The organism is Serratia sp. GW822-FHT06D09 (assembly GCF_058799515.1).
Genome location: NZ_JBXALO010000002.1, coordinates 363,251 through 388,541 on the forward strand (window position 1 = coordinate 363,251; position 25,291 = coordinate 388,541).

General features: G+C 47.7%; 18 protein-coding genes and 1 pseudogene. 14 read left to right on the top strand and 5 right to left on the bottom strand.

Translation table 11 applies throughout. The annotated features are described in order from the left end of the window. The first annotated feature begins 39 nt into the window (after positions 1 to 39). On the top strand, positions 40 to 1,374 hold the full coding sequence (locus tag AC1RKG_RS05505) for a cellulase family glycosylhydrolase (RefSeq protein WP_493182316.1): 1,335 nt from the start codon (positions 40 to 42) through the stop codon (positions 1,372 to 1,374). A gap of 265 nt (positions 1,375 to 1,639) precedes the next feature. Here AC1RKG_RS05505 and AC1RKG_RS05510 read toward each other — a convergent pair whose 3' ends face one another. After that, positions 1,640 to 4,627, bottom strand: a complete 2,988-nt coding sequence (locus AC1RKG_RS05510; protein ID WP_493182318.1) for a beta strand repeat-containing protein — start codon at positions 4,625 to 4,627, stop codon at positions 1,640 to 1,642. A 659-nt stretch (positions 4,628 to 5,286) separates the two neighbouring features. Here AC1RKG_RS05510 and AC1RKG_RS05515 point away from each other — a divergent pair. Genes AC1RKG_RS05515 through AC1RKG_RS05525 form a run of 3 tightly spaced genes read left to right on the top strand, consistent with a single transcriptional unit; the run spans position 5,287 to position 9,821 of the window. Next, positions 5,287 to 7,053 carry a type I secretion system permease/ATPase gene (locus AC1RKG_RS05515; protein WP_115059398.1) on the top strand — a complete coding sequence of 589 codons (1,767 nt, stop codon included), beginning with the start codon at positions 5,287 to 5,289 and terminating at the stop codon, positions 7,051 to 7,053. A gap of 54 nt (positions 7,054 to 7,107) precedes the next feature. Continuing rightward, positions 7,108 to 8,439 (top strand): HlyD family type I secretion periplasmic adaptor subunit, encoded by a 1,332-nt coding sequence (locus AC1RKG_RS05520; RefSeq protein ID WP_493182320.1) that lies wholly within the window; start codon positions 7,108 to 7,110, stop codon positions 8,437 to 8,439. 2 nt (positions 8,440 to 8,441) lie between these two features. Next, positions 8,442 to 9,821: a TolC family outer membrane protein gene (locus AC1RKG_RS05525; protein ID WP_044549370.1), complete on the top strand. Its 1,380-nt coding sequence runs from the start codon at positions 8,442 to 8,444 to the stop codon at positions 9,819 to 9,821. Positions 9,822 to 10,016: 195 nt separating this feature from the next. On the opposite strand, the pseudogene AC1RKG_RS05530 reads toward AC1RKG_RS05525, so the two are convergent. Then, positions 10,017 to 10,706: pseudogene (locus tag AC1RKG_RS05530) on the bottom strand (transposase); the annotation flags it as partial. A 267-nt stretch (positions 10,707 to 10,973) separates the two neighbouring features. Here AC1RKG_RS05530 and galE point away from each other — a divergent pair. The 10 genes from galE (at position 10,974) to gnd (ending at position 23,112) form a co-directional block, all read left to right on the top strand. Next, positions 10,974 to 11,996, top strand: coding sequence for a UDP-glucose 4-epimerase GalE (galE, locus tag AC1RKG_RS05535; RefSeq protein WP_122077936.1), 1,023 nt, complete (start codon positions 10,974 to 10,976; stop codon positions 11,994 to 11,996). A gap of 482 nt (positions 11,997 to 12,478) precedes the next feature. Continuing rightward, the gene (gene galU / locus AC1RKG_RS05540; RefSeq protein WP_493182568.1) at positions 12,479 to 13,366 is read left to right on the top strand and encodes a UTP--glucose-1-phosphate uridylyltransferase GalU; all 888 of its coding nucleotides are present in this window, start codon (positions 12,479 to 12,481) and stop codon (positions 13,364 to 13,366) included. 345 nt (positions 13,367 to 13,711) lie between these two features. Further along, positions 13,712 to 14,479, top strand: coding sequence for an ABC transporter permease (locus tag AC1RKG_RS05545; RefSeq protein WP_122077938.1), 768 nt, complete (start codon positions 13,712 to 13,714; stop codon positions 14,477 to 14,479). Then, the gene (locus AC1RKG_RS05550; protein ID WP_122077940.1) at positions 14,479 to 15,219 is read left to right on the top strand and encodes an ABC transporter ATP-binding protein; all 741 of its coding nucleotides are present in this window, start codon (positions 14,479 to 14,481) and stop codon (positions 15,217 to 15,219) included. The genes AC1RKG_RS05545 and AC1RKG_RS05550 overlap by 1 nt, the downstream gene beginning before the upstream one ends. Positions 15,220 to 15,250: 31 nt before the next feature. Next, positions 15,251 to 17,149 carry a DUF4422 domain-containing protein gene (locus AC1RKG_RS05555; RefSeq protein WP_128864048.1) on the top strand — a complete coding sequence of 633 codons (1,899 nt, stop codon included), beginning with the start codon at positions 15,251 to 15,253 and terminating at the stop codon, positions 17,147 to 17,149. Positions 17,150 to 17,156: 7 nt separating this feature from the next. Next, entirely contained in the window at positions 17,157 to 18,311 is a 1,155-nt protein-coding gene (glf, locus tag AC1RKG_RS05560; RefSeq protein ID WP_493182569.1) for a UDP-galactopyranose mutase, read from the top strand. Beyond that, positions 18,308 to 19,204 carry a glycosyltransferase gene (locus tag AC1RKG_RS05565; RefSeq protein WP_400825323.1) on the top strand — a complete coding sequence of 299 codons (897 nt, stop codon included), beginning with the start codon at positions 18,308 to 18,310 and terminating at the stop codon, positions 19,202 to 19,204. The genes glf and AC1RKG_RS05565 overlap by 4 nt, the downstream gene beginning before the upstream one ends. A 14-nt stretch (positions 19,205 to 19,218) precedes the next feature. Continuing rightward, positions 19,219 to 20,361 carry a glycosyltransferase family 4 protein gene (locus AC1RKG_RS05570; RefSeq protein ID WP_122077945.1) on the top strand — a complete coding sequence of 381 codons (1,143 nt, stop codon included), beginning with the start codon at positions 19,219 to 19,221 and terminating at the stop codon, positions 20,359 to 20,361. Positions 20,362 to 20,377: 16 nt separating this feature from the next. Further along, complete coding sequence (locus AC1RKG_RS05575) at positions 20,378 to 21,568, top strand: polysaccharide pyruvyl transferase family protein (RefSeq protein WP_259216717.1); 1,191 nt, start codon at positions 20,378 to 20,380, stop codon at positions 21,566 to 21,568. Positions 21,569 to 21,705: 137 nt separating this feature from the next. Next, complete coding sequence (gene gnd / locus AC1RKG_RS05580) at positions 21,706 to 23,112, top strand: NADP-dependent phosphogluconate dehydrogenase (protein WP_020826040.1); 1,407 nt, start codon at positions 21,706 to 21,708, stop codon at positions 23,110 to 23,112. Positions 23,113 to 23,186: 74 nt separating this feature from the next. On the opposite strand, the gene hisIE is transcribed toward gnd, so the two are convergent. From hisIE to hisA, 3 genes are read right to left on the bottom strand one after another with little or no spacing between them, the layout of a single operon-like run. Then, a complete protein-coding gene (hisIE, locus tag AC1RKG_RS05585; protein ID WP_048761750.1) occupies positions 23,187 to 23,801 on the bottom strand; it encodes a bifunctional phosphoribosyl-AMP cyclohydrolase/phosphoribosyl-ATP diphosphatase HisIE in 615 nt (204 codons plus the stop codon). Then, the gene (hisF, locus tag AC1RKG_RS05590) at positions 23,795 to 24,571 is read right to left on the bottom strand and encodes an imidazole glycerol phosphate synthase subunit HisF (RefSeq protein WP_046374042.1); all 777 of its coding nucleotides are present in this window, start codon (positions 24,569 to 24,571) and stop codon (positions 23,795 to 23,797) included. Before hisF ends, hisIE begins: the two co-directional genes overlap by 7 nt. Beyond that, complete coding sequence (gene hisA / locus AC1RKG_RS05595) at positions 24,553 to 25,290, bottom strand: 1-(5-phosphoribosyl)-5-[(5-phosphoribosylamino)methylideneamino]imidazole-4-carboxamide isomerase (RefSeq protein WP_020826043.1); 738 nt, start codon at positions 25,288 to 25,290, stop codon at positions 24,553 to 24,555. Before hisA ends, hisF begins: the two co-directional genes overlap by 19 nt. Position 25,291: the final 1 nt, after the last annotated feature.

The following is a 25,291-nucleotide window of genomic DNA, read 5'->3' on the forward strand; positions in this document are numbered from 1 at the left end:
CATGAGACAGTTAATCTTTCATTCAATACTGGAGGTCAGATGCCAATTATTTCAAGCTGTTATAAATCGAAGCAAAGGGAGCGAAAAATGAATTTTTTGCGCCTTGGCGCTTTATCAATACTGGCTTTTAGCACGAGTTCGATGGCGTTTGAAGTGGGTGTTCATACGCATTTTCGCTGGTATCCTAACGATCCAGACAAGTATCTGGAGTTGGTTAAACGTTATGGTTTTACGTCATATCGTGCTGACTTCCCATGGAGTGGGCTTGAGCAACAAAAAGGTCAGTATGTAGTAACCGGGAATATGCAAAAGGCTGACCAGGCCTTCAATGATGGCCAGACAAAGTTTGGGCTTAACGGTTTGTTGGTGTTGGCATATGGCAATAAGTTGTATGATCCTTCAGGTTATCCAACCACACCTGAAGCTATCAATGCTTTTGCTAACTATGCGTATTGGACTGCCTCAAAATACAAGGGCAAGATTAAGTACTACGAAATTTGGAACGAATGGACAAACTCTACGGCGATTAAGCCTAAGCCACCTAAGCCGCCAGCACCAGAGGTTTTTGTTGCGTTGGTGAAAGCAACTGCTGCCGCTGTCAAAAAGGCTGATCCTGATGCGATTATTATGACTGGCTCAGCCAATCCGACGGGAACACGAGATCCTTCCTGGGTAGATAAAATTGTCAAACTAGGTGTTCTCAATTATGTCGATGGTTTATCTATTCATCCATACTCCTATGGTAATGACAGTTATGCTGTACGTGCCCCTGAGGGAAATCTTAGTGTAGTGGATCAATTTGAGGCTAAGCTTGCAAAGACTGCAGGTCGTTCTGTGCCCATTTACATTACCGAAATAGGAGTACCAACTTACGAAGGTAAAGGAGGGCTTTCGAAAGATTTGGCGGCGCAGTACATAGTAAAATATACGTTTCTGGCGAAGTCACGCCCATACATAAAAGGGGTGTGGTGGTATGACCTACTTGATGATGGCGATAACCCGAAGATTAATGAACACCGTTTTGGCTTGTTGACACGTGATGGTCAGCCGAAGCCATCGATGTTGGCCTTCAGTAAGGTGGCTGATATTGCTCGTTCGTATACGGTGGAGAAATATCAAACTTTGCCAGGAGGAAAAATCTCGATTGCGTTGAAGGGAAATAATCAACACGCGATGTTATTTTGGCAAGAGAAACCGATAGCTCAGCCCTCAAACGGAATTTCTTCAACTTTGCGGAGCTTTATCAGTAGCAATGCGGCTCCGCAACAGCAAAAGGCTATGCCATTGAAAGAAGTTCAGGGTAACTCAGCAACGCCTGATGGCGATGTTCCTGTGATGATGCGTTCTACGTCCCCGATTAACTCCCCTTGGTAATAATGGATATAGTAGCTAACCGAAGGAGTAGGGTTCTCTGAATGCGATTTTTAATGAAATCCGAAAACGTTTCCGTTTTCGGATTTTTTTTTGCTGCTAAAGTCAGATAAAGCTTTCTTCGTTAATTGGTTAATTCTTTTTGGCATTATTAGTACGATCTAAAAAATTAATTAAAAATGCCAGCCATAATTAACTGGCTGGCATTTGGTTTATTTAATCTTAATTGGCGATTTTAATGAACGCCATCAATCCACAAATTAATATCTTATGCGTAATGCAGAGTATCCAGCAGTTGCTGATGGTTCTGCCCAGTCAGGTAAACGACGCTGTCGTTAGCATCCAGCGTGTGGTTATTGTTGTTATCAATAATCACATAAGAGCTGGCATTATCGCCGGTACCGCCAAACACCACTGACGCCACACCCACTTTAGCCGTCAGTGTGTTGCTGCTACCAAGGCCGAGGATACCGCCCAACAGGCCAATAACGCCGTTGGTCAGACCGCCAACCAGAGTACCCAGCAGCGCATCCAGAGTATCAGAAGCACGGGTGCCGTAATCCGCCACTGCGGTGCCGCTGGTATTACCGGAGATGGTCAAAGCAGAAGCCGCATCGACAATCTTGTCTTTGGTACTGTCAAAGTCGGTAATGGTAACACCGGCCTGAGTGGTACTGGACTTCAGTTCATAGGTATTCACACCATTGCCACCGGCCAGGGTGGTGTTACCCAGAACGTTGAAGCTGTCAGCCGCACCGGTCCCTTCTACAGTCAGTTGATAACCGTTCAGGCCCAGCGTGTTCAGCAGTGGTGTCAGCAGCGCTGTAGTTACCGCACTCAACGGCAGGATGTTCAGCAGTTGAACGATAATACCGTCACCGGTACCGGCATGGTTTGAATCAAGATTCAGACCGGCGGTATTGGTGGATGCGTTAACATCACGCACATTACTGAAGCCGCTGCCCAGCGTTAAATTCAGAACATGATCGCCGGTAACGTTTATGTTTTGAACCTGCGCGTTGGTACCAGCCAATGAGACGATATTGCTAAACGCCCCCGTACCGCCAGACGCAATATTCACCGTACCTAATGCCGTCCCCAACAACGCACTGCTGCTACTGGTCAGACTGATAGCGCCAGCATTGACGTTTGAAGAACTTACCGCATCGAAATTGATATTGAAGTGGTCGGTCGCATTCTGAACAAAAGTGAAGCCCAAGGTGCTGGCAGATGTTGCATCGCCCTTCACTTCCAGTTGTGCAGCGTTACCGCCCGCAGCGTTAATGACACTGGCATTGGTTAAGCCAGAGATCACAAAACCTTGAGAGCCCAGGTTAGTTGCTGCTGCGCCTTGAGTTACCGTGCCACCTGTAGTTCCTTCAACTGTCGCCGTCCCGTTGGTTAAACCAAAATCAAAGACGTGCGTCGGTGTGGTTACGCTGGTCGTGGTCGGTGAACCGATCAATGGCGTGGTAATCAGGGTGCCAACAGATTTGCCGATAAATCCAGTCAGATCAATCTTCTCGAAATTCGAGAAGTTATTAGCATTACTGGTGACAACGCTGCTACGAATGCCCAGGGCGTTTTGGTTAGTCACAACAGACTTGGTGATAAAGTTGGCGGAGATCGAGTCAATACCTGACCCACCATCGGCTTTAATGGTGGTCGCTACCGTGTTAGCGCCGTTTGAGACCCCATTACCCGCCCACGCCAGGCTGTCGTTACCTGCACCAAGGTTAAACTGACCGGTGCCGGTGGCAATATTAGCCGTTGAAGTAACAACCACTGCGTCCGCACCTGAGCTGGCGTTCAAAATGACATTGCCGTTGTTGACGGTAATGCCTACGCCCGGGTTAACGCCATTGTCTGACAGGTTAACCGTTGCTGCACTGGTGCCGTTAATGGTCAGGTTCGCCAGGTGATCGGCGAACTTCAGGTTAACGACACTGGCCGCGTTGGCGTTTAACAACACATTTTGCAGTACGGCGGTTTCAGCATTACTGATCTGGTGTGAAGCACCGGTGTTAACCGTGCCGGTGGCATTGCCGCCAGCGGCGGTTGCAGTGAGTGAAGCTGCTGTTTTGTACAACAAGCTGGTGCCGATATCGAATTCAAACCCGTGCTGTTGAGTTACAGTGGCGGCATCGGTGGCCACAGATGTTCGCAGGTCATTAATAATGGCTTGGGTAATTAATGATTTGTCAGCCAATGCGCCGTAGGTTGCTAATTGCTGAGCCGTGGCCGCTACACCGTGCACTAGTGTAAAGACGTGCTGAACAAAGGCATCACCCGTTAACTGGCCGCCTTTTTGCTGTGATTCCGCTGAGTTTATTAGAGTGGTGATAACCTGAGCGTAGGTTTTTCCAGCGAAAAGAGTTTTACTCCAGGTGTCTAGACCACTGGAGTCAATCCCTCGGCCCGGTACTGCAAGGAATACTGCTGCTGCTTGTTCTTGGAAGCTCAAGGCAGGAAGTTCACCTGGTTGATAGACGTGGGTTGCTGCTTGGAAATGTTGCTGCGCGGTAGTGTCACCGGCGGCTACAGTGCCTTTTAATGAGTTAATAACCTGCGCGACAATATCACCACGGGTAGAGCCACCGCTTAACAGTGCAAGATAGCTGTTACTTTCGGCAGTAGTTGGTGCACGCTCATAGCTATTTTGGAAAATAGCATTCACGAAGGCACTGTCACTCAATGTTTTTAATGGACTGGAGTTTACAAACGATTGTGCGATAGCTGCCAGAGTTTTTGACCCCTGAGCCAACACGGTACCCCAATAGTTGATCCCATCCTGAGTTTGAGTCAGTCCCACTACGTGGAAAATCCCCTGAACATCACCAGCCCCTGCTGTAGCTGATGCGCTGGCTACAGGGAACAGAGATTTTTCAACTTTAGTTTCGAAAGTTGTTTGTTGTGTTAGTAAAGTGGAATCAAAGCCATTGTAGTCCAGTAAATCAGAAATAACTTTCGCAACAACTGATGCGGTCGTCGGGTTACCTGCTAGCAGATCGGTTAGAACCTGATTGGAAGGGGCACTGCCATAAACGGATGTGTAGATGGTCGTGACGATTTCAGAGGCCGTGCGACCGTTCAGGCTGGCAGTACCTGCAATGAACTTTTGGGCAACTTGTTCTAGTGAAAGGGCAGAAGTTTCGATTTTTTGCGAATAGTAATCTAAGCCCGCGGTATCAATGTTCTTTCCAGAAATGGCTAGAAATAAAGCCGCTGCTTTTTGCTGTGATACTAATGTGGCCATACGTTACCCCTTTGGATGTACCCATTTATGTAGTCAAAAGTATGTCGTGACCTTGATCTCACTACCGTTAACAGGAAGAGATTCGGTCGGAATTTTAGTGTTAACACATGCAAAAACAGCGACATGTAAAGATGACGCATAAATAGCCATTTTCTGTTTTCGCAATTTAAGCAAAGGAGTTAACAGGTATTTTGTCAAGGCGGTAGGATTTTTTTTATTTCCTTTCCATTGGATCATTCTTAAATGTTCATGAAAGTAAAGGCTTACATTCTTTGCATGCTGGTTATATATGTTTTAATTAATTATAATAATTAGTGATTGCTAGATTAAAGAGTGAAATCATTAGATATCTAATAATTGACTGGTTGAAATTTTATAGAGGTAAGTGGGTATTGGAGATGATAAACCATATAATAACTAATGGTTTTTATTTTTGTGATATCTGACGTTTTAACTCGCTGTTTTTCATTGTAAAAAAATGAGACTTTGGCCGCTTTTTTTTTTAACTCCCTGCCTTGCCGTTACGGGGATTATGTAACTATAGTTAATAAAAAATGCGACTGCAGTCTTGAGCATATTTGGGGTGATTTTTCGTGTGGTTTTATCTATGCGAATCAATGCGGATTTGGCTGACAGTGCACATGATGTAAGGGCAGAATGTGAATCAATTTATACCGCGCAATGAAATTGCGGATGTTATACGGACACGCAGTAAAGTTTTTTGGACCGTTGGCATATTCACCGCATTTATTAACTTGTTAATGCTTGTTCCTTCAATCTATATGCTCCAGGTTTATGACCGGGTGCTTCCTTCGCGCAATGAAATCACCTTACTGATGCTGACGCTGATTATGCTGGGAATGTTCGGCATGATGGCGCTGCTGGAGTATGTGCGCAGCATGGTGGTGATCCGTATCGGTAGCCAATTGGATATGCGTTTGAATACGCGGATTTATACGGCAGCGTACGAATCTAACCTTAAGAATGGTTCTTCCGATGCAGGGCAGATGCTGGGTGATTTGACTACCGTACGGCAGTTCCTGACCGGCAGCGCACTGTTTGCTTTTTTCGATGCGCCCTGGTTCCCGATTTACCTGCTGGTGATTTTCCTGTTCAACCCGTGGTTGGGTTTGTTTGCTCTGGTTGGCTCATTGCTGCTGGTTGCGTTGGCGGTGGTCAACGAAATGGTTTCCAAGCAACCCTTGGGCGAAGCGAGCAAGTTATCGATCATGTCCAGCAGCCTGGCAAGTACCAATTTGCGCAATGCTGAAGTGATCGAAGCATTGGGCATGCTGCCTAATTTAAAACGACGTTGGTTTGGATTGCATCAGAGATTTCTCAATAGCCAGCGTGTTGCCAGCGAGCGCGCGACTACCGTCAGTTCCATCACCAAATTTGTTCGTCTCTCTCTGCAGTCATTGGTCCTGGGGCTAGGGGGATGGTTGGCGATTGATGGGCATATCACCCCCGGCATGATGATCGCGGGCTCTATTTTGATGGGGCGCACTCTGGCGCCCATTGAGCAGGTGATTAACGTCTGGAAAAGCTGGAGCTCAGCCAAACTGTCCTATCAGCGGTTGGTCAAACTGCTTGATAAGCATCCTCCGCGCGGAATGGGGATGTCGCTTCCCCGTCCTGAAGGGATCATCTCGGTCGAAGGCGTCACCGCCACCCCACCGGGATCAAAAGCCGATGCGGTGTTGCACAATGTCAGCTTTGCTATTCAACCGGGCGACGTGCTGGGGATTATCGGGCCAAGCGCTTCCGGTAAGTCTACGCTGGCGCGTTTACTGGTCGGTATCTGGCCAGTCAGTGAAGGCATTGTGCGTCTTGATAATGCTGATATCTACCAGTGGAATAAAGATGAGCTGGGGCCCTACATTGGCTACCTGCCGCAGGATATCGAACTCTTTGCCGGCACCATCGCTGAAAACATCGCTCGCTTTAACGATATCGACTCCGAGAAAGTTATTGAAGCCGCCAAGTTGGCCGGGGTACATGAACTGATCCTGCGCTTCCCTAATGGTTACGACTCGATCATCGGTAACGGCGGGGCAGGGTTATCCGGCGGACAGAAGCAGCGAATTGGCCTGGCGCGTGCGCTGTATGGCGATCCATCTCTGATCGTGTTGGACGAGCCTAACTCCAATTTGGATGACGCCGGTGAGAAAGCGCTGAATCAGGCCATCTTGTTCCTCAAGCAGCGTAATAAAACGGTGATTCTGATTACTCATCGCACCAACCTGCTGTCGATGACCACCAAGCTGCTGCTGTTGGTCAACGGTAGCGTCAATGCGTTTGGCCCAACGCAGCAGGTTCTGCAAGCCCTGGCCAATGCGCAAAAAGCGCAGACTCCACAGCAAGCCGTGCGTGCGGTCAATTCCGAGCCGGACGAAGGCAATATCCCAAAAACTCAAATTAATTAAGTCGTGAACTTGCCGGGCGGGGCCACAGCGCCGCCTGCAGTCGAAGGAGTTGGTATGTCTACGCACATTGGCGAGCCGCAAGACTCGTATTCAGAAGAGATCCCACAGGACGAGCGGCGTTTTACCCGCATGGGATGGTTGGTGGTGGGGCTTGGCCTGTTTGGTTTTTTCGCCTGGGCTGCATTTGCACCTTTGGATAAAGGGGTTGCTTCGCCAGGCTCGGTGATTGTTTCCGGCAACCGCAAGACCGTGCAGGCGCCAGCCAGCGGCATCATTAAAAGCATCACCGTAAAAGAAGGCGACAGGGTTAAAGCCGGTGAAGTATTGGTGCAACTGAGTCAGGTACAGGCGCAGGCGCAGGTTGATTCTCTGCGCGATCAATACTACACCACCCTGGCCACCGAAGGCCGCCTGCTGGCTGAACGTGATGGTTTAAGCAAAGTGACTTTCTCGCCGGTCTTCGAACAACTTCAGGCTCAGCCGAGGGTTGCCGAGATCATCGCGCTGCAAACCCAGCTCTTCACCTCGCGCCGTCAGGGGCTGCAAAGCGAAGTCGACGGTTATAAACAGTCGATGGACGGTATGCGTTTCCAGTTGAAAGGCCTGCAGGATTCCAGGGTCAATAAACAGATCCAGCTTTCCAGCCTGCGTGAGCAGATGAACAGCATGAAACAACTGGCTGCCGACGGCTATTTACCGCGTAACCGTTATCTTGAAGTACAGCGCCAGTTTGCGGAAGTTAACAGCAGCATCGATGAAACCGTCGGGCGGATCGGCCAAGTACAAAAACAGCTGCAGGAATCTCAGCAGCGGATCGATCAGCGTTTTGCCGACTATCAGCGCGAGGTCAGAACCCAACTGGCGCAAACGCAGATGGACGCCAGTGAATTCCGAAACAAGCTGGAAATGGCGAATTTTGATCTCGGCAACACCGCTATCACCTCGCCGGTGGATGGCACCGTAGTCGGATTAAATATCTTTACTCAGGGGGGCGTCGTGGGAGCGGGTGACCACCTGATGGACGTTGTACCTAGCCAGGCTACGCTGGTGGTGGATTCCCGCCTGAAGGTAGAGCTGATTGACAAGGTGTACAACGGGTTGCCGGTGGATTTGATGTTTACCGCTTTCAACCAGAATAAAACCCCGAAAATTCCGGGGACGGTGACATTGGTTTCTGCCGACCGCTTGGTTGACAAGGCTAATGGCGAACCCTACTACCAAATGCAGGTTACGGTATCTCCAGAAGGCATGAAAATGCTGGGTGGGGAGGATGTTAAACCGGGTATGCCTGTTGAGGTGTTCGTGAAGACAGGGTCGCGCTCACTGCTGAGCTATTTGTTTAAACCTATTTTGGATCGCGCTCATACTTCATTAACCGAGGAATAATTTTGATTCAATTTAAACGACAGGTTGCTGGCCTTGCTATCAGTACCCTCTTGTTTGCGATATCTGCGCCGGTTCATTCGATAGGGATTCTAGACGCATATTCGCTGGCACTTGAAAAAGATCCGACCTTTCGGGCGGCTATAAAAGAAAAAGAAGCGGGGGATGAAAACGAAAATATCGGCAGGGCGGGGCTGCTGCCGAAGGTGTCGGCCAATTACCAGAATTCACCGCGTAACTGGCAGACGCAAAAGTATCCGGCGAGTGACATTTTTGGCAACAGCCTTGGTGAGGCGACCAAACGACAGCAGTATCGCAGCCATTCCAGTTCGATAACGCTGACGCAACCGTTGTTTGATTACGAAGCCTATGCGCGTTACAAGGCCGGCGTGGCGCAAACGCTGATGTCAGATGAGCGTTACCGCAGTAAGTATCTCGATCTGGCTGTGCGGGTGATCTCCGCCTATGTTGAAGTGGCTTACTCCAAAGACCAGATTGCGCTGGCCTCAGCGCAAAAGGCGGCTTACAAAGAGCAATTGGCGCTGAACGATCGCTTAATGAGCGCGGGTGAAGGCACCATTACCGACGTTTCAGAGACCCAGGCGCGCTACAGTCTGGCAGAGGCGCAGGAAATTGAGGCACGTGATGCCCTGGATGCGGCACAACGCGAGCTGGAGGTGATTATTGGCGTACCGCTCGATCAACTGGATGAGCTACAGGTACTGCGCCCCGGTAAATTCCAGGTGGCACCGTTAATCCCTTCCAAATTTGAAGAGTGGCAAAAAATTGCCCTGGAGAATAACCCGATGTTGGCTGCCTCTCGCCATGGCGTTGATGCTGCCAAGTATGAGGTAGAGAGAAACCGCGCGGGCTTCATGCCGCAGGTTCAGCTCTATGCTTCCCATTCGGAAAATGACTCCAGCAGTGATAACACGGTTAACCAAAAATACCGCACCGACAGTATCGGCGTGCAGGTGAGCGTGCCGATCTATGCCGGCGGTGGGGTATCAGCATCGACTCGCCAGGCGGCTTCACGCTATGGGCAGGCGATGTATGAAATGGATGCACAAGTCGGTACCACGCTGAACGATCTGCGTAAGCAGTTCAATCTTTGCATCAGTAGTCGTGCAAAATTAGCGGCGTATGAACTGGCGGTAAAATCGGCGACAACGCAGGTAACGGCCACCCGCCAGAGCGTGTTGGCAGGGCAGCGCGTCAACGTCGATGTGCTGAATGCCGAGCAACAACTTTACAGCGCGCAGCGAGACCTGGCTTCGGCTAAGTACACCTACATAAAGTCCTGGATCACCCTGTTGAGCGACTCTGGAACGCTTGACGAAAAGGACGTGAAACGAGTGGCGCAGTATTTCTCTATGAATCGTTGAGCCGAGTGCGGATAAATAGGTTAGATACTCGTCATGAGTATTTATCTGAAAGGGCAGCCTTGTGCTGCTCTTTTTTGTCTCAATACGTTATGTTAGCAACCGATGGTGCTCCTGCCTCGCCTTTAAAACAGTACTTTTCGCTATAAATCATTGCTGAATCAGTGCTCATTCAGAAATTCATCGCGAAAGCGTCCGCATGCTGTCCAGAATACGCGTGATCTGCCCGCCTGAAATCCCAAAGGCAACAGTGACCGTCAGGCATTCCTTCGTGAAGTCATCCACGCAGGGAAGACACTTGATCCTGCGATCGGTGGCCAATGCGTCCATGACGAAATCCCTAGACCAGGTCAGATTGGGCGCCGTCGGGCGTAACAGCGGCAGACGTTCTGTTGCCAGCCCTTTACGACGTCGTCTGCATTTTACCCCCAGCCCGCTCAGATGATAAAGGTGGTACACGCGCTTGTGATTAACATGAAGCGCCTTCACGGCGCAGTAACTGCCAGGTGCGGCGGTAGCCAAAACGCCTGTGATCCAATGCCAGCTCAGTAATGCGTCCTGATAAATGCGCATCAACAACTGAATGCTGAGCGTCATAGCGGCAGGTCGACAGGGAGAAACCTGTGAGTCTGCAGGCACAACGTTGCGACAGACCGATCGCATCACACATCAACACGACAGCTTCCCGCTTCTGATCTGTCGTTCTCTTCCTCAAACGACTTCAGGCGCTTAACCTCAGGCAACGCCATACCGCCATGCTTCTTACGCCATGTGTAAAACCTGGCATTGGAAATGGTGTGCTTACGGCAGAGTTCACGGGCGGATACCCCCGGCTTCAGCCTCGCGGAGAATACTGATGATCTGTTGGTCGGAAAAACGCTTCTTCATGGGGATGTCCTCATGTGGCTTATGAAGACATTACTAACATCGGGGTGTACTAATCAACGGGAAACAGGTCAAATAGAAACGGACTCAATCATGGGCGTTGCCATCGAGCACATATGATTTATCCTAAAGACAATGACGTCGATGGAGGTTACTGTCAGCGCTTTGCTGTCTTGTCCATTTTTAGGCTGTAACTCCCAAAGGCTATCGGATTGAGAAAGTAATAGAATTTGTGTCGTTAGCGCTTCAGGCGCGCATAAGGAGTGGTGAATGGCAATTTTAGTTACCGGTGGTGCCGGTTATATCGGTTCTCATACGGTATTAGCCTTGCTGGAACGCGGTGAAGAAGTGATTGTGCTGGATAATCTGTCGAACTCGTCAGAAGAATCACTGCATCGTGTCGAACAGTTAACGGGCAGAGCGGCTACCTTTTATCAGGGGGATATCCAAAATGGCGACTCCCTGCGTAGCATATTCGATGCGCATGATATCTCTGCCGTCATCCATTTTGCTGGATTGAAGGCGGTGGGGGAATCGACCCGTAAGCCACTGGAATACTATCAAAACAACGTTGCCGGTACGTTGGTGCTGCTAGAGGAAATGCGTCGTGCCGGTGTGGCTCAATTTATCTTCAGCTCTTCAGCTACGGTATATGGTGCGAACTCCCCGGTTCCTTATGTAGAAACCACGCCGATTGGTGGTACCACCAGTCCTTACGGCACGTCAAAGTTGATGGTTGAGCAAATTCTGCAGGATTTCGCTAAAGCGGAACCGCAATTTTCCATTATCGCATTGCGTTACTTCAATCCGGTAGGTGCGCACGAATCTGGTTTGATTGGTGAAGATCCAAATGGCATTCCAAACAACCTGTTGCCTTATATCTCTCAGGTGGCCATTGGAAAGCTGGAAAAGCTGGGTATATTCGGCGGAGATTATCCGACTAAAGATGGCACTGGCGAGCGTGATTACATCCATGTGATGGATCTGGCTGAGGGGCACCTGATGGCTATGGACCATCTTAAGAACGTTGATGGTTTTAAAGCTTACAATCTCGGGGCAGGCGTGGGTCACTCGGTATTGAGTATGGTGCAGAGCTTTGAGAGGGCGTCAGGCGTGAAGATACCTTATCAAATCTTACCGCGGCGCGACGGAGATCTGCCCGCTTTCTGGGCTGATGCCAATTTAGCGCGCAAGGAACTGGGGTGGGAAGTGCGTCGCGGTATTGACGATATGATGCGCGATACCTGGAACTGGCAGAAAAATAACCCACAGGGTTACCGCAGCAAGAGTTAGCGAAAATCTAAGTACAATTCTCAAAAGCCCATATGATATGGGCTTTTTTGTTGGTTTGGTTAGAGGCTTTCATTGATAATCAAAATAAAGAATTAATAAGCATTCTCAATAAGGATTATTATGATTACGTTAGGTATTATAATTATGCTATCTAATAAGTCTTGATGCATTGGTAGCGGTATATTATACACAATTGCTCATTTCGTTAATGTGTCAAGTGGACGTGAATTGATTTTTTATGGTTGTTTTTCAGTGTATTATCTGTTTTTCTGCCGGTTAGCGACTAACCGTTAGACAGATAACGTTTTGTCTATGTCGTGTTAATGTATTAACGCCTAACATCGGTGTATACTTCAGGCCGAAGAAAACTGATATCGTTTTGGCAGCGCGCTTAAGAACAGTTAATGACCATGAAACGCCATTATGATGATTTTTGACGTGTTGCATTAATGAACCTGAAGTTGTTGGGAGTCCCCACAGAAATGCTAAAAGCTGTAATTCCAGTTGCTGGGCTCGGTACCCGCATGTTACCGGCGACAAAGGCTATCCCGAAGGAAATGTTGCCGGTCGTTGACAAACCTCTCATCCAATACATCGTGAATGAATGTGTCGCTGCCGGTATTAAAGAGATTATTCTTGTTACACACTCATCAAAAAATGCCATTGAGAATCACTTTGATACGTCGTTTGAACTGGAAAGTATGCTGGAATCACGCGTTAAGCGCCAACTGCTGGAAGAGGTACAATCGATCTGTCCCAAAGGGGTCACGTTGATGCATGTGCGGCAGGGCCAATCCAAAGGATTAGGCCATGCGATTCTCTGTGCTCGTCCACTGATCGGCGATGAGCCTTTTGCCGTGCTGCTGCCTGATGTTTTAATGGATGATGTCGCATGCGATCTGGCAAAAGATAATTTAGCAAACATGATCACCAGATTTGGTGAGAGTGGCCGCAGCCAGGTTATGGTTGAGCCCGTGCCTGAAAAAGACGTTTCTAAATATGGCGTAGTTGATTGCTGTGGTGCTCCAGTAGCTCCGGGGCAGAGTGTGCCGATGCACGCCATTGTCGAGAAACCTTCAGTTGATGAAGCACCTTCGAACCTGGCAGTGGTTGGTCGCTATGTGCTGGCTGCGGATATTTGGCCATTGCTTGAGAAAACACCCTATGGCGCAGGGGGTGAGATTCAGTTAACAGATGCTATCGCAATGTTAATGGAACAACATCCCGTAGATGCTTTTGCCATGGTAGGGCGTTCCCATGACTGTGGCGATAAATTGGGATACATGAAGGCTTTCGTTGAATATGGACTTCGTCATTCTACGCAAGGTAAGGACTTTACTGCATGGCTGAGAGACCAACTCTTAGCTTGAATTAGAGCGATCTGATGAATCCAGCCGATTCCTAAAGTAAAATGAAACGGCTGGATGTAACGTGGATCCTCATCACTCGCCATGACAAAGACACTGTTGCTATGGTGAGTGTTAAGGTATATGCATTGCTGAATGTTATATTAAAATCAATCGGTTATGATGAGAGTGCTCTGGTTGCCGCAATGCCAGGGGCGGTAGCGTGGTTACAAATGCTCTTGAAAAATATCCTGAAGTTCACTCGGTCGATTCTGCGACTTGGAAGTGTTACTAATTATTATCGATGCCAGTTGAAATAACATTAGGTTTCAATTGCTAGGGAATTTTAATCTTAAATCGAGTTTTCATATGAAGTATAGCTTAGGTTACCTCTGGGATTTGGCTGCAGTCATCACAGAGAAAGAATTGAAAGTAAGATATAAAAGTAGTTTTTTCGGTTATTTATGGTCAATTGCCAATCCATTGCTCTTTGCCATGATCTATTACTTTATCTTTAAGTTGGTCATGCGTGTTCAGATTCCAAACTATACAATATTCATTATTACTGGTCTTTTCCCATGGCAATGGTTTGCTAGTTCAACGACAAATTCTCTATATTCTTTTATAGCAAATGCGCAAATAATAAAGAAAACAGTATTCCCACGCTCGGTTATCCCTTTCAGTAATGTGCTCATGGAGTGTTTGCATTTTTTATGCACCATTCCTGTGATCATTGTTTTCCTCTATGTGTACGACATGCGCCCTTCGGTTGACTGGATTTGGGGTGTTCCATTAATTGGTATAGCCCAAATGTTGATGACTTTTGGTATTGCTATGATGTTGTCGACATTAAATCTTTTTTTCCGTGATTTAGAAAGGTTCGTGACGCTAGGCATTATGCTTATGTTTTATTGCACGCCGATTCTTTATTCTGGTGACATGATTCCAAAAGAGTACAAATTCTTGATTGATTATAACCCGCTGGCAAATATGATACTGAGTTGGCGGGATCTCTTCATGAATGGGGTTATTGATTACCATCAAGTTGGTATGCTTTATGGATATGCTCTTTTATTCGTCATCATTGGCACTAGCATATTTAATAAATTAAAGTACAGATTTGCAGAGATACTATAATGAGCTTGGCTATAGAATTTAAAAATGTCACTAAGCGCTATCCATTATATCATCATATTGGATCTGGCATTAAAGAATTGATTTTTAATCCACGCCGTGCGTTGAGCTTGCTAAGTGGCCGAAGTTATTTAGCGATAGAAGACATCAGCTTTCAGGTACAGAAAGGAGAGTCCGTCGCACTTATTGGTCGTAACGGTGCAGGAAAAAGTACTTCACTTGGTTTGGTCGCTGGAGTAATGAAACCATCGTCGGGTACGGTTAGCGTCGTTGGGCGTGTTGCATCGATGCTGGAGTTGGGCGGGGGATTCCACCCTGAACTCACTGGGCGTGAAAATATACGGCTTAATGCCACCTTATTGGGGCTACGTCGTAAAGAATTAAAACAACGTCTGGATAAAATTATAGAGTTCTCTGAATTGGGTGAGTTTATCGATGAACCCATCCGTGTCTATTCAAGTGGTATGTTGGCGAAGTTAGGATTCTCCGTGATAACACAGGTAGATCCGGACATATTAATCATCGATGAGGTTCTAGCTGTAGGTGATATTGCTTTTCAGCGAAAATGTCTGAATACTATTAATGAATTTAAGAAAAAGGGCGTTACCATTCTTTTTGTTAGTCATAATCTTGAAGATGTTGAAAAAATTTGTGATAAAGTCATTTGGATTGAAAACCATAAAATGAGAGACATGGGGGAAGCCCATTCTGTTATCTCTCAATATAAAATAGCAATGGCCTGAAATTTATGATTATGACTATTAGGTAATTAAAATGAATTCTATTAAAATTTACACTTGCCATCATAAACCCAGTGCATTTCTTGATTCCACACTGATTCAGCCGATACATGTTGGTAAGGCAAATAATTTAAATGAGATCGGTTGTCCTGGTGACGATTCTGGCGATAATATCTCTTTCAAAAACCCATTTTACTGTGAATTGACCGCTCATTATTGGGTATGGAAGAATGCGCAACCAGCAGACTATGTTGGGTTTATGCATTATCGACGTCATTTTAACTTCTCTGAAGATCAACAAGTCCCGGAAGATAACTGGGGCGTAATTAATTATGAGAAGATTGATGCGTTATATCATGAGAAATTTGGTTTAAACGATAAGAATATATCTGATTGTCTGGCAGGTGTTGATATTATCTTGCCGAAAAAATGGGATGTTAGTGCTGCAGGTAGTAAGAACAACTATCAACATTATAAAGTTTCTAACTACCTGCATATTGAAGATTACGATGCCGCATTAGAAATTCTTTCAGATATTTATCCGGAGTATAAGTCTGCTGCAGATATGTTTAATAACTCATCAGATGGTTATTATACTAATATGTTTGTTATGCGGAAGGATATCTTCAATGATTATTCTGAGTGGCTATTCGCGATTTTGGAAAGGCTTGAGGATAAACTTCGCTTTAAAAATTATAATGCGCAAGAGAAACGCGTTGTTGGTCATATATCTGAACGCTTGTTAAATATTTATCTGGCGTACCAAATCGAGCAGCGCTCTTTTAAAGTTAAGGAGTTACAACGAACCTTTATCGAAAAAGAAACTTTCAATGCTACTCTAAAACCTGCATTTTCGACAAGAAATGTTCCTGTAGTGATTTGTTTTGATGATAATTATGCTATTAGTGGTGCAGCGTTAATTAATTCTATTCTTGCTCATGCAAATCCAGAGCTAAATTATGATCTGGTTGTTCTGGAGAATGGGGTTTATTTAAAAAACAAGCACCGCTTCTTATCGCTTGTTGCCGATTTTAAGAATGTTAGCCTTCGTTTTTTTGATGTGAATGCTTTCACTGAGATAAAAGACGTCTTTACTCGTGCTCATTTTAGTGCTGCAACCTATGCGCGTTTGTTTATCCCAAATCTATTTTCCGAGTTTGATAAAGTAATATTTATTGATGCGGACACGGTAGTTGAAAGTGACTTGGCTGAGTTAATGAGTATCCCTCTTGGGAATAATTTGATCGCTGCGGTAAAAGACATTGTTATGGAGGGCTTCGTTTTGTTCGGCGCGATGTCCCAGTCCAGTGATGGTGTAATGCCAGCCAAAGAGTATTTGGAAAGTTCATTGGGAATGGATAACCCAGATGGCTATTTCCAAGCTGGGATTTTAGTATTTAATATCGCGCAGATGAACCAAGAAAATACATTTTCCAGCCTGATGGATGCGATGAAAAGCAAAACCTATTGGTTCTTGGATCAGGATATTATGAATAAGGTATTCCATGGCCGCGTGCACTATTTGCCAATGGAGTGGAATGTTTATCATGGTAACGGTAATACGGAAGATTTCTTTCCCAATCTACCCTTCAAAACTTATATGAATTTTCTTGAGGCGCGTAGAGATCCGAAGATGATTCATTTTGCGGGTGAGAATAAACCGTGGAACACGCGTCGCGTTGACTTTTTTGATAACTATCATAAAAATATCGTGAATACGCCATGGGCGTATGAAGCTTATGAACGTCTGATTGGCACCGCAGTATCACATGTTCCTACAGTGCAACTTGTGAGTAATACGCCGGTTTTGCTGCAGACTAAATTAAAACGCGCTCTGATGCCCATGCTTAACAAATGGGCACCAATAGGCACGTCGCGACGCAATTTTATGACGAAATACTACTACAAAGTTAGACGCGCAATTCTTGGGTAACTTAATGATGAACAGTAAAAAAATACTAATTGTGGGTGCCGGATTTTCTGGTGCAGTAATCGGCCGTCAATTGGCAGAGCAGGGGCACTTGATCCAAATCATCGACAGCCGGGAGCATATTGCAGGAAACTGCTACGATGCCCGCGATGCGAAGACGGATGTTATGGTGCATACCTATGGTCCCCATATCTTCCATACTGACAACGAGCAGGTATGGAACTTTGTTAACCGTTACTCCACCATGATGCCCTACGTGAATCGGGTTAAAGCGACGGTTGGCGGTCAGGTTTTCTCGTTGCCGATAAATCTTCATACTATTAACCAATTCTTTAGACAAACCTGTTCACCAGCGGAAGCCAAAGCGCTAATTGCTGAAAAAGGTGACCGTAGCATTACTGAGCCACAATCGTTTGAAGAGCAGGCTCTGCGTTTTGTCGGTAAAGAGCTTTATGAAGCCTTCTTTAAAGGCTATACCATTAAGCAGTGGGGGATGTCTCCGGCGCAACTGCCAGCATCGATCCTTAAACGTTTGCCTATCCGCTTTAATTATGATGATAACTATTTTAATCATAAGTTTCAGGGGATGCCGAAAGATGGCTATACCAAAATGGTTGAAGGTATTTTAAACCATGCAAACATTACCGTATCGCTAGGCGTACAGTTCCAGCCGCAAGATCGCGAGCAGTATGATCATGTTTTCTACAGCGGGCCACTGGATGCTTTTTATGACTTCCAGTTTGGGCGTTTAGGTTACCGTACGTTAGACTTTGAAAAATTCTCGGTGGAGGGTGATTATCAGGGGTGTGCGGTTATGAACTATTGTGAACAATCAGTGCCTTACACTCGTATCACTGAACACAAATATTTTTCGCCTTGGGAGCAGCATGAAGGCTCGGTTTGTTACAAAGAATACAGCCGTGCATGCGAGGAAAACGACATTCCTTACTACCCAATTCGACAAGTTGGTGAAATGAGCCTTCTGGAAAAATATGTCGATTTGGCGGAAAAAGAAAACGGTATGACTTTCATCGGCCGTTTAGGGACTTACCGCTATCTGGATATGGACGTGACTATTGCCGAAGCGTTGAAAACCGCTGAGATTTATCTGAGCAGTCTGGAGCAAAAAACGACTATGCCAGTCTTTACGGTCAGCATCAGATGAAAGCCACGGCGTTAATTGTTACTTTTAATCGCCTGGAAAAATTGAAACAGTGCTGGATGGCAACTGCTGCGTTGTCATTTGAGCACATTGTTATTGTTGATAATGCTTCAACCGATGATACTCAGGCCTGGTTGGAAGGTATTGAGGATACGCGCCTGCACGTGCTCCGCGCCGGTCAAAATGATGGCGGTGCCGGTGGGTTTAAACTCGGAGCGGAATTCATTGCTGAAAAAATAGATACCGATTGGGTATTTATGTTTGATGATGATGCTTACCCGCAAGCTGAGTTGTTGGCGCGTTTTGCTAAGTTGGAACAAACCAATCATGCTGCATACTGTTGCCGTGTGATAGATAAGCAAGGCATGCTTTGTAAAATGAACGTGCCCTTCAGTAAGATGCCAACATCACTGATGCGCACGCTCGATTATATTGCAAGACCTGATCGCTACACTCCGACAGGGCTGGAGGCGTCAGAGGTGATTACGCTTTCATTCGTTGGTGCAATAATTCGCAAAGACGTTTTAGCTGCCAACACAGAGTCTATCCGCTCGGAGCTTTTTATTTATTATGATGATCTTTACTTCTCTTACAGGTTGAGTCAACAGGGGTATCGCTTTCGATACTCACCAGAGTTGCTGTTCTTGCATGATGTGGCACCAGCCAGTGGGGGAATAAATCCACCATGGAAGGTGTATTACCTGGTCAGGAATTTGCTTCTTTCTAGAATGTTGTTTAAAAAAAATGAGAGGCCTTACTCATTTGGAGCCATCGTGTTACGTATTGCTAAATATTTACTTTCTTTTACCTCTCAAGGTAATAAAATCGAATATATTAGATATGTAATACGCGGTATTGTTGACGGTATATCACTTAAAAATGGTAAACGACATTAGCCGGTAAGAGTTTAATGAAAAAGATTTGTTATTTTATCAACTCGGATTGGTACTTTGAACTTCACTGGGTTGAAAGAGCCTTGGCAGCTAAGGCTGCAGGCTATGAAATTCATGTTGTCAGCCATTTTGTGGGGGGCGACATTCAGCAAACGCTGACAGAAAAAGGTTTCATTTGCCATGACTCTTCTATCTCGGAACAGTCTGTTAATCCGATAAATTTTTTCAGTTCGTTGGTCAAGGTATGGCAACTGCTCAGAAGAATTAATCCGGATGTTCTACACTGCATCACCATCAAGCCTTGCTTGATGGGGGGATTTTTTGCCCGCTTTTATAACAAGCCTATCATTCTTGGCTTCGTTGGGCTGGGGCGCGTGTTTATGGAAGATAAGCTGTCAATGAACGTTATTCGCTTTCTGACGCTACACTCCTATAATCATATAGTTAAGAATAAAAAGTGTCTGTTGGCTTTTGAACATGAGCACGATCGCGATCGACTCATTGCCATTACTGAAGCCAAAAAAAGCCAAACAGTGGTGATCGATGGTGCCGGTATCAATCCGGATATTTATCATTATTCACTGGAAATCAACCGCGAAAAACCGATTGTGTTGTTTGCGAGTCGCCTATTGTGGAGCAAGGGGCTGGGTGACTTGGTTGAGGTGAAAAAGCGACTGGCGCTTAAAGGCGTGGACTTTGTTCTCAATGTAGCAGGGATTTCGATTGTTGATGATCCTGACGCTATACCCTTGTCACAAATCGAAGAGTGGCATCAGCAGGGGCTGATAAACTGGCTTGGCCGCTGTACGGATGTCTACAGTCTTATCGAGGCTTCTAACGTTGTGGCACTGCCTACCACATATTCTGAAGGTGTTCCCCGTATCTTGCTTGAAGCCTCGTCCGTAGGGCGTGCTTGTATCGCTTACGATGTTGGTGGTTGCCAAAGTCTTATCATCGATGAATACACGGGCAGTTTAGTGGAGAAACGTAACATCAAGCTTTTGGCAGAAAAGTTAGAAAAGTTGCTTACCAGTCCAAACAAGCGTGTAGAGATGGGGGTTCGTAGTCGTGAGCGAATTGAAAGCAAATTTGCATCATCATTGATTATTGATGACACTCTGAAACTTTATCAGCGCGCAATTGCCACCGGGAACTATTAATTTGAGGGGCACTATTTTGGCTTTTTTCGCGAAATTATGGACGAAAAGGCAGGATAGGGATGTTCAAGCTCCATCAGTACAGAAGAAAACATTGTATTTAGTTTCAGCCGCAGGTATGCCAAATTTTGGTGATGACATGCTAACGCGATACTGGATAAATGAATTGCAACGGCAGTTTCCTGATAGCGTTATCTATCTTGATGCGGTTGATGCTGTGGTGGCGTCGGAGCTGTTTCCGGGGGTTAAATGTGTAGATTATCTATGGCGTTTGGCCCAAGCGCTGGGTGACAAGGGGTCCGTTCAGGACAAATTTGCCGATCCTCATGCGCTACCGATTCGTGAGCGCTTAATGTCCGAGGTCTTTATCTCTGCGGAAAGTATCCATCTGTTGGGGGGGGGATACATCAATGAACTCTGGGGGGCCAATGCGCGATTGATAGAACTTGCGGCTTATTTTGCTGAAAAGCATCAGTTGGCCTGTTACGCCACCGGGCTTGGATTGCAGCCGCTCTCGCCTGAAAATGCTGCTAAATTAGCACCGTTCATCCGTCAGTTTAATCACTTTGATGTACGAGACGAAGCCAGCTATAAAGTATTGGAATCTTTTGGAATTCCTGTACTGGGTTTCTCCGGGGACGATTATTTTGCTTTCCCCGATTCTCCAACCGGACGTCTTGTGGAGCGTGAACAACCCACTCTTCATCTGTGTATCCATACCGAACTGTCTGAAGATGGTATTCTAGCCGAGAATCTGTTGACGCTGTTGCAGACGGTCGTAGCCAGGTTTTGTCAGATTTATCCTGCGGCCGCGATCAATTTTTATGAGTTTCGTCCAGGAACAGATGGTACATTTTTTCACCAGGTGCAGGAGCGTTTTCCTCACGCAAGTTTCGTGCCGTTCGAACAGATTTGGCAAGATGGTTTAGCATTTGCCACTAACGATTTTTGCATCAGTTCACGCTTCCACTTTCAGGTCATTGCTGCAAGTCTGGGTATCGATGGTATTGCGTTATCGTGGTCAGATTATTACGACAACAAATTCGCCAGCTTACAACCCATGTCTGACTGGCCTATGGTCAGGCCGGATATCAGTGCGGACGCATTGGTACCCCTGCTGTCACCTGTAGTACGCATTGACCGCCAGCCGGGAAGGGTTCTGATTCAGCAAGCCAAACAACGTTTATTGGCACAACTGTATAATTTCTGATGGTTTATTATCTGTTATAAAGCCTATCGCACCAATCACTACCCACGCGGCTCAATCCTGAGTTAACATGTGTGCCACATCACAAAACCTGTTGGCCACAGTTGTTAACAGGGTCATCCTCAGACAGGAGTTCTTCAATGTCCAAGCAACAAATCGGCGTTGTCGGCATGGCGGTAATGGGCCGCAATCTGGCACTGAACATCGAAAGCCGTGGTTACACCGTTTCGATCTTTAACCGTTCAGGCGATAAAACTGATGAAGTTATTGCCGAGAATCCAGGTAAAAATCTGGTGCCGCACTACACCGTCGAAGAGTTCGTTGAATCGCTGGAAAAACCACGCCGCATCTTGCTGATGGTGAAAGCGGGTGAAGCGACTGACAAGACCATTGCTTCCCTGACTCCGCACCTGGATAAAGGTGACATTCTGATCGACGGTGGCAACACCTACTATCAGGACACCATCCGTCGTAACCGCGAACTGTCTGATCAAGGCTTCAACTTCATCGGTACCGGTGTTTCCGGTGGTGAAGAGGGCGCACTGAAAGGGCCTTCAATCATGCCTGGCGGCCAGAAAGAAGCTTACGAGCTGGTGGCGCCAATCCTGGAGAAAATCGCTGCGGTAGCGGAAGGCGAACCTTGCGTGACCTACATCGGTGCTGATGGCGCCGGTCACTATGTGAAGATGGTGCACAACGGCATCGAATACGGCGACATGCAGCTGATTGCAGAAGCCTATTCCCTGTTGAAGCAGGCGCTGAACCTGAGCAATGAAGAACTGGCTGACACCTTTGCCGAGTGGAACAAAGGCGAACTGAACAGCTACCTGATCGACATCACCAAAGATATCTTCACCAAGAAAGATGAAGAAGGTAAATACCTGGTTGATGTGATCCTGGACGAAGCTGCCAACAAAGGTACCGGCAAATGGACCAGCCAGAGCTCTCTGGATCTGGGCGAGCCGCTGTCGCTGATCACCGAGTCGGTATTCGCACGTTACCTGTCCTCACTGAAAGACCAGCGCGTTGCCGCATCTAAAGTGTTGACCGGTCCTAAAGTGACGCCAGTCAGCGGTGACAAAGCCGAATTCGTCGAGAAAGTGCGCCGCGCGCTGTACCTGGGCAAAATCGTTTCCTATGCGCAGGGCTTCTCTCAGCTGAAAGCGGCTTCCAAAGAAAACAACTGGGATCTGCACTACGGCGACATTGCCAAGATCTTCCGCGCCGGCTGCATCATCCGTGCACAGTTCCTGCAGAAAATCACCGACGCTTATGCACAGGACGCGGATATCGCTAACCTGTTGCTGGCACCTTACTTCAAGCAGATTGCTGACGAATATCAGCAGGCGCTGCGTGACGTGGTGTCCTACGCGGTGCAAAACGGCATCCCTACGCCGACCTTCTCTGCGGCAATCTCCTACTACGACAGCTACCGTTCAGCGGTTCTGCCTGCCAACCTGATCCAGGCGCAGCGTGACTACTTCGGTGCTCACACCTACAAACGTATCGACAAAGAAGGCGTGTTCCATACCGAATGGATGGAATAAACCCAACGTTTGAAGCATAAAAAAAGCCGCCGAGGTTAACGCCCGGCGGCTTTTTTATTGCCTGCAAAGCAAGACTATTTCTGATGCCGCTCACGCAGTCGACCAATTACCTTGCTCAAATCCAGATCCTGATCCTGCAACAGCACCAGCAGGTGATAAATCAGATCGGAGGCCTCGTTGGTCAGCTCTTCGCGATCGTTCACCGTCGCGGCCAATGCGGTTTCCACGCCTTCTTCACCGACTTTCTGTGCGATACGCTTGGTGCCGCTGGCGTACAGGCTGGCGGTGTAAGAGCTGTCGGGGCTGGCGTTTTTACGCTCCGCCAGCAGTTGCTCCAACTGATACAGAAAACCCCAATCGCTGGCGGCCGGGTGGAAGCAGCTGGTATTGCCCAGATGGCAGGTCGGGCCGATCGGATTGACCAAAATCAACAGCGTGTCGTTATCACAGTCTGGGGTGATGCTCACTACGTTGAGGAAGTTGCCAGAGCTTTCGCCCTTGGTCCACAGGCGCTGCTTGGTACGAGAGAAGAAGGTGACCTTGCCGCTTTGCTCGGTAGCGGTTAGCGCTTCCTGGTTCATGTAGCCGAGCATCAGCACTTCGCCGGAGACGGCATGCTGCACAATCGCCGGCAGCAGGTGGTCAGTTTTTTCCCAGTCGAGCTGGCTTCTTTGTTGTTCTGTTAACACAGGCGGATCTCCACACCTTGGGCGGCCAGGAACTTTTTCAGTTCGCCGATATTAATGATTTGCTTATGGAACACCGACGCGGCCAGGGCGCCGTCAACGTCCGCATCACGGAACGCTTCCAGAAAGTGTTCCATGGTGCCCGCGCCGCCGGAGGCAATCAGGGGCACCTTGCATACCTCACGGACCTTCCGCAGCTGTTCCAGATCGTAACCGTTGCGTACGCCATCCTGGTTCATCATGTTCAACACAATCTCGCCGGCACCGCGTTTTTGCACTTCTTTAACCCAATCCAAGGTTTCCCATTGAGTGACGCGGGTGCGGCTTTCGTCGCCGGTGTATTGGTTAACGTGATACTTGCCGGTTGAGGCTTCGAACCAGGTATCAATACCCACCACGATGCACTGTACGCCAAAGCGATCTGCCAGACGGCTAATTAGATCGGGGTCGGCCAGCGCCGGAGAGTTGATGGAAATCTTGTCGGCGCCGAAAGAGAGGATCTGGCTGGCATCTTCCGGGCTTTTGATCCCACCGGCGACGCAGAAGGGGATATCAATCACTTCCGCCACCCGTGACACCCAGCTTTTGTCCACTACACGGCCATCGCTTGAGGCGGTGATATCGTAGAACACCAGTTCGTCCGCACCTTCCTGCGCATAACGTTGCGCCAGCGGCACGATGTCACCGATGATCTCATGGTTGCGGAACTGCACGCCTTTCACTACTTGCCCGTCTTTGACATCCAGGCACGGGATTATCCGTTTTGCCAGCATGCGATTGCCTCCTCAACGCTAAACTTACCTTCCAACAGGGCACGCCCCACAATCACACCTTTAACGCCACTGCCACGCAGTTGGGCGATATCGTCCAGGTTGCCGATGCCGCCGGACGCCTGGAAGTCAATCTGCGGATAGCGTTGGCTGATTTCCTGGTACAGCGCCACGTTGGAGCCAGCCAGCGTGCCATCGCGGGAAATATCGGTGCACAGCACGTGCTTGAGGCCGTAGGGCAGGAACTGTTCCACCACCTGTTCCAAAGTGGCGTCTGAATTTTCTTGCCAGCCGCTGATCGCCACGCGCTTGGTGCCGTCGGCGTCGATACGCACGTCCAGCGCCAGCACCATGGCCTCTGCGCCATAGCGCTCAAACCAGCCCTGCACCAACTGCGGTTGTTTCACTGCTGTGGAGCCGATGACCACGCGGGTCGCACCGGCTTCCAGCAGTGCCGAAACGTCCTGCTCATTGCGAATGCCGCCGCCAACCTGTACCGGCACGTTAACCCCGGCGAGCAGTTGGCGCAGCAGCGGGATCTGGCGTGCAGCAGGATCTTTGGCCCCGGTCAAATCGACCAGATGCAATACCTGTGCACCCTGTTGTTGATAGTCCTGCAGGCGTGAGCGCGGATCGTTACCGTAGTCGCGCTGTTGGCCGTAATCACCCTGATGCAAACGCACCACGTTGCCGTCGATCAAATCCAAAGCTGGAATAATCATG

What these genes read in the sequence shown, in the direction of transcription:
- hisF (WP_046374042.1), bottom strand. Translation starts at nt 24,571, where the DNA reads ATGCTGGCAAAACGGATAATCCCGTGCCTGGATGTCAAAGACGGGCAA.
- AC1RKG_RS05510 (WP_493182318.1), bottom strand. Translation starts at nt 4,627, where the DNA reads ATGGCCACATTAGTATCACAGCAAAAAGCAGCGGCTTTATTTCTAGCC.
- AC1RKG_RS05505 (WP_493182316.1), top strand. Translation starts at nt 40, where the DNA reads ATGCCAATTATTTCAAGCTGTTATAAATCGAAGCAAAGGGAGCGAAAA.
- galE (WP_122077936.1), top strand. Translation starts at nt 10,974, where the DNA reads ATGGCAATTTTAGTTACCGGTGGTGCCGGTTATATCGGTTCTCATACG.
- AC1RKG_RS05565 (WP_400825323.1), top strand. Translation starts at nt 18,308, where the DNA reads ATGAAAGCCACGGCGTTAATTGTTACTTTTAATCGCCTGGAAAAATTG.
- AC1RKG_RS05570 (WP_122077945.1), top strand. Translation starts at nt 19,219, where the DNA reads ATGAAAAAGATTTGTTATTTTATCAACTCGGATTGGTACTTTGAACTT.
- gnd (WP_020826040.1), top strand. Translation starts at nt 21,706, where the DNA reads ATGTCCAAGCAACAAATCGGCGTTGTCGGCATGGCGGTAATGGGCCGC.
- AC1RKG_RS05550 (WP_122077940.1), top strand. Translation starts at nt 14,479, where the DNA reads ATGAGCTTGGCTATAGAATTTAAAAATGTCACTAAGCGCTATCCATTA.
- AC1RKG_RS05545 (WP_122077938.1), top strand. Translation starts at nt 13,712, where the DNA reads ATGAAGTATAGCTTAGGTTACCTCTGGGATTTGGCTGCAGTCATCACA.
- AC1RKG_RS05555 (WP_128864048.1), top strand. Translation starts at nt 15,251, where the DNA reads ATGAATTCTATTAAAATTTACACTTGCCATCATAAACCCAGTGCATTT.
- glf (WP_493182569.1), top strand. Translation starts at nt 17,157, where the DNA reads ATGAACAGTAAAAAAATACTAATTGTGGGTGCCGGATTTTCTGGTGCA.
- galU (WP_493182568.1), top strand. Translation starts at nt 12,479, where the DNA reads ATGCTAAAAGCTGTAATTCCAGTTGCTGGGCTCGGTACCCGCATGTTA.
- AC1RKG_RS05520 (WP_493182320.1), top strand. Translation starts at nt 7,108, where the DNA reads ATGTCTACGCACATTGGCGAGCCGCAAGACTCGTATTCAGAAGAGATC.
- hisA (WP_020826043.1), bottom strand. Translation starts at nt 25,290, where the DNA reads ATGATTATTCCAGCTTTGGATTTGATCGACGGCAACGTGGTGCGTTTG.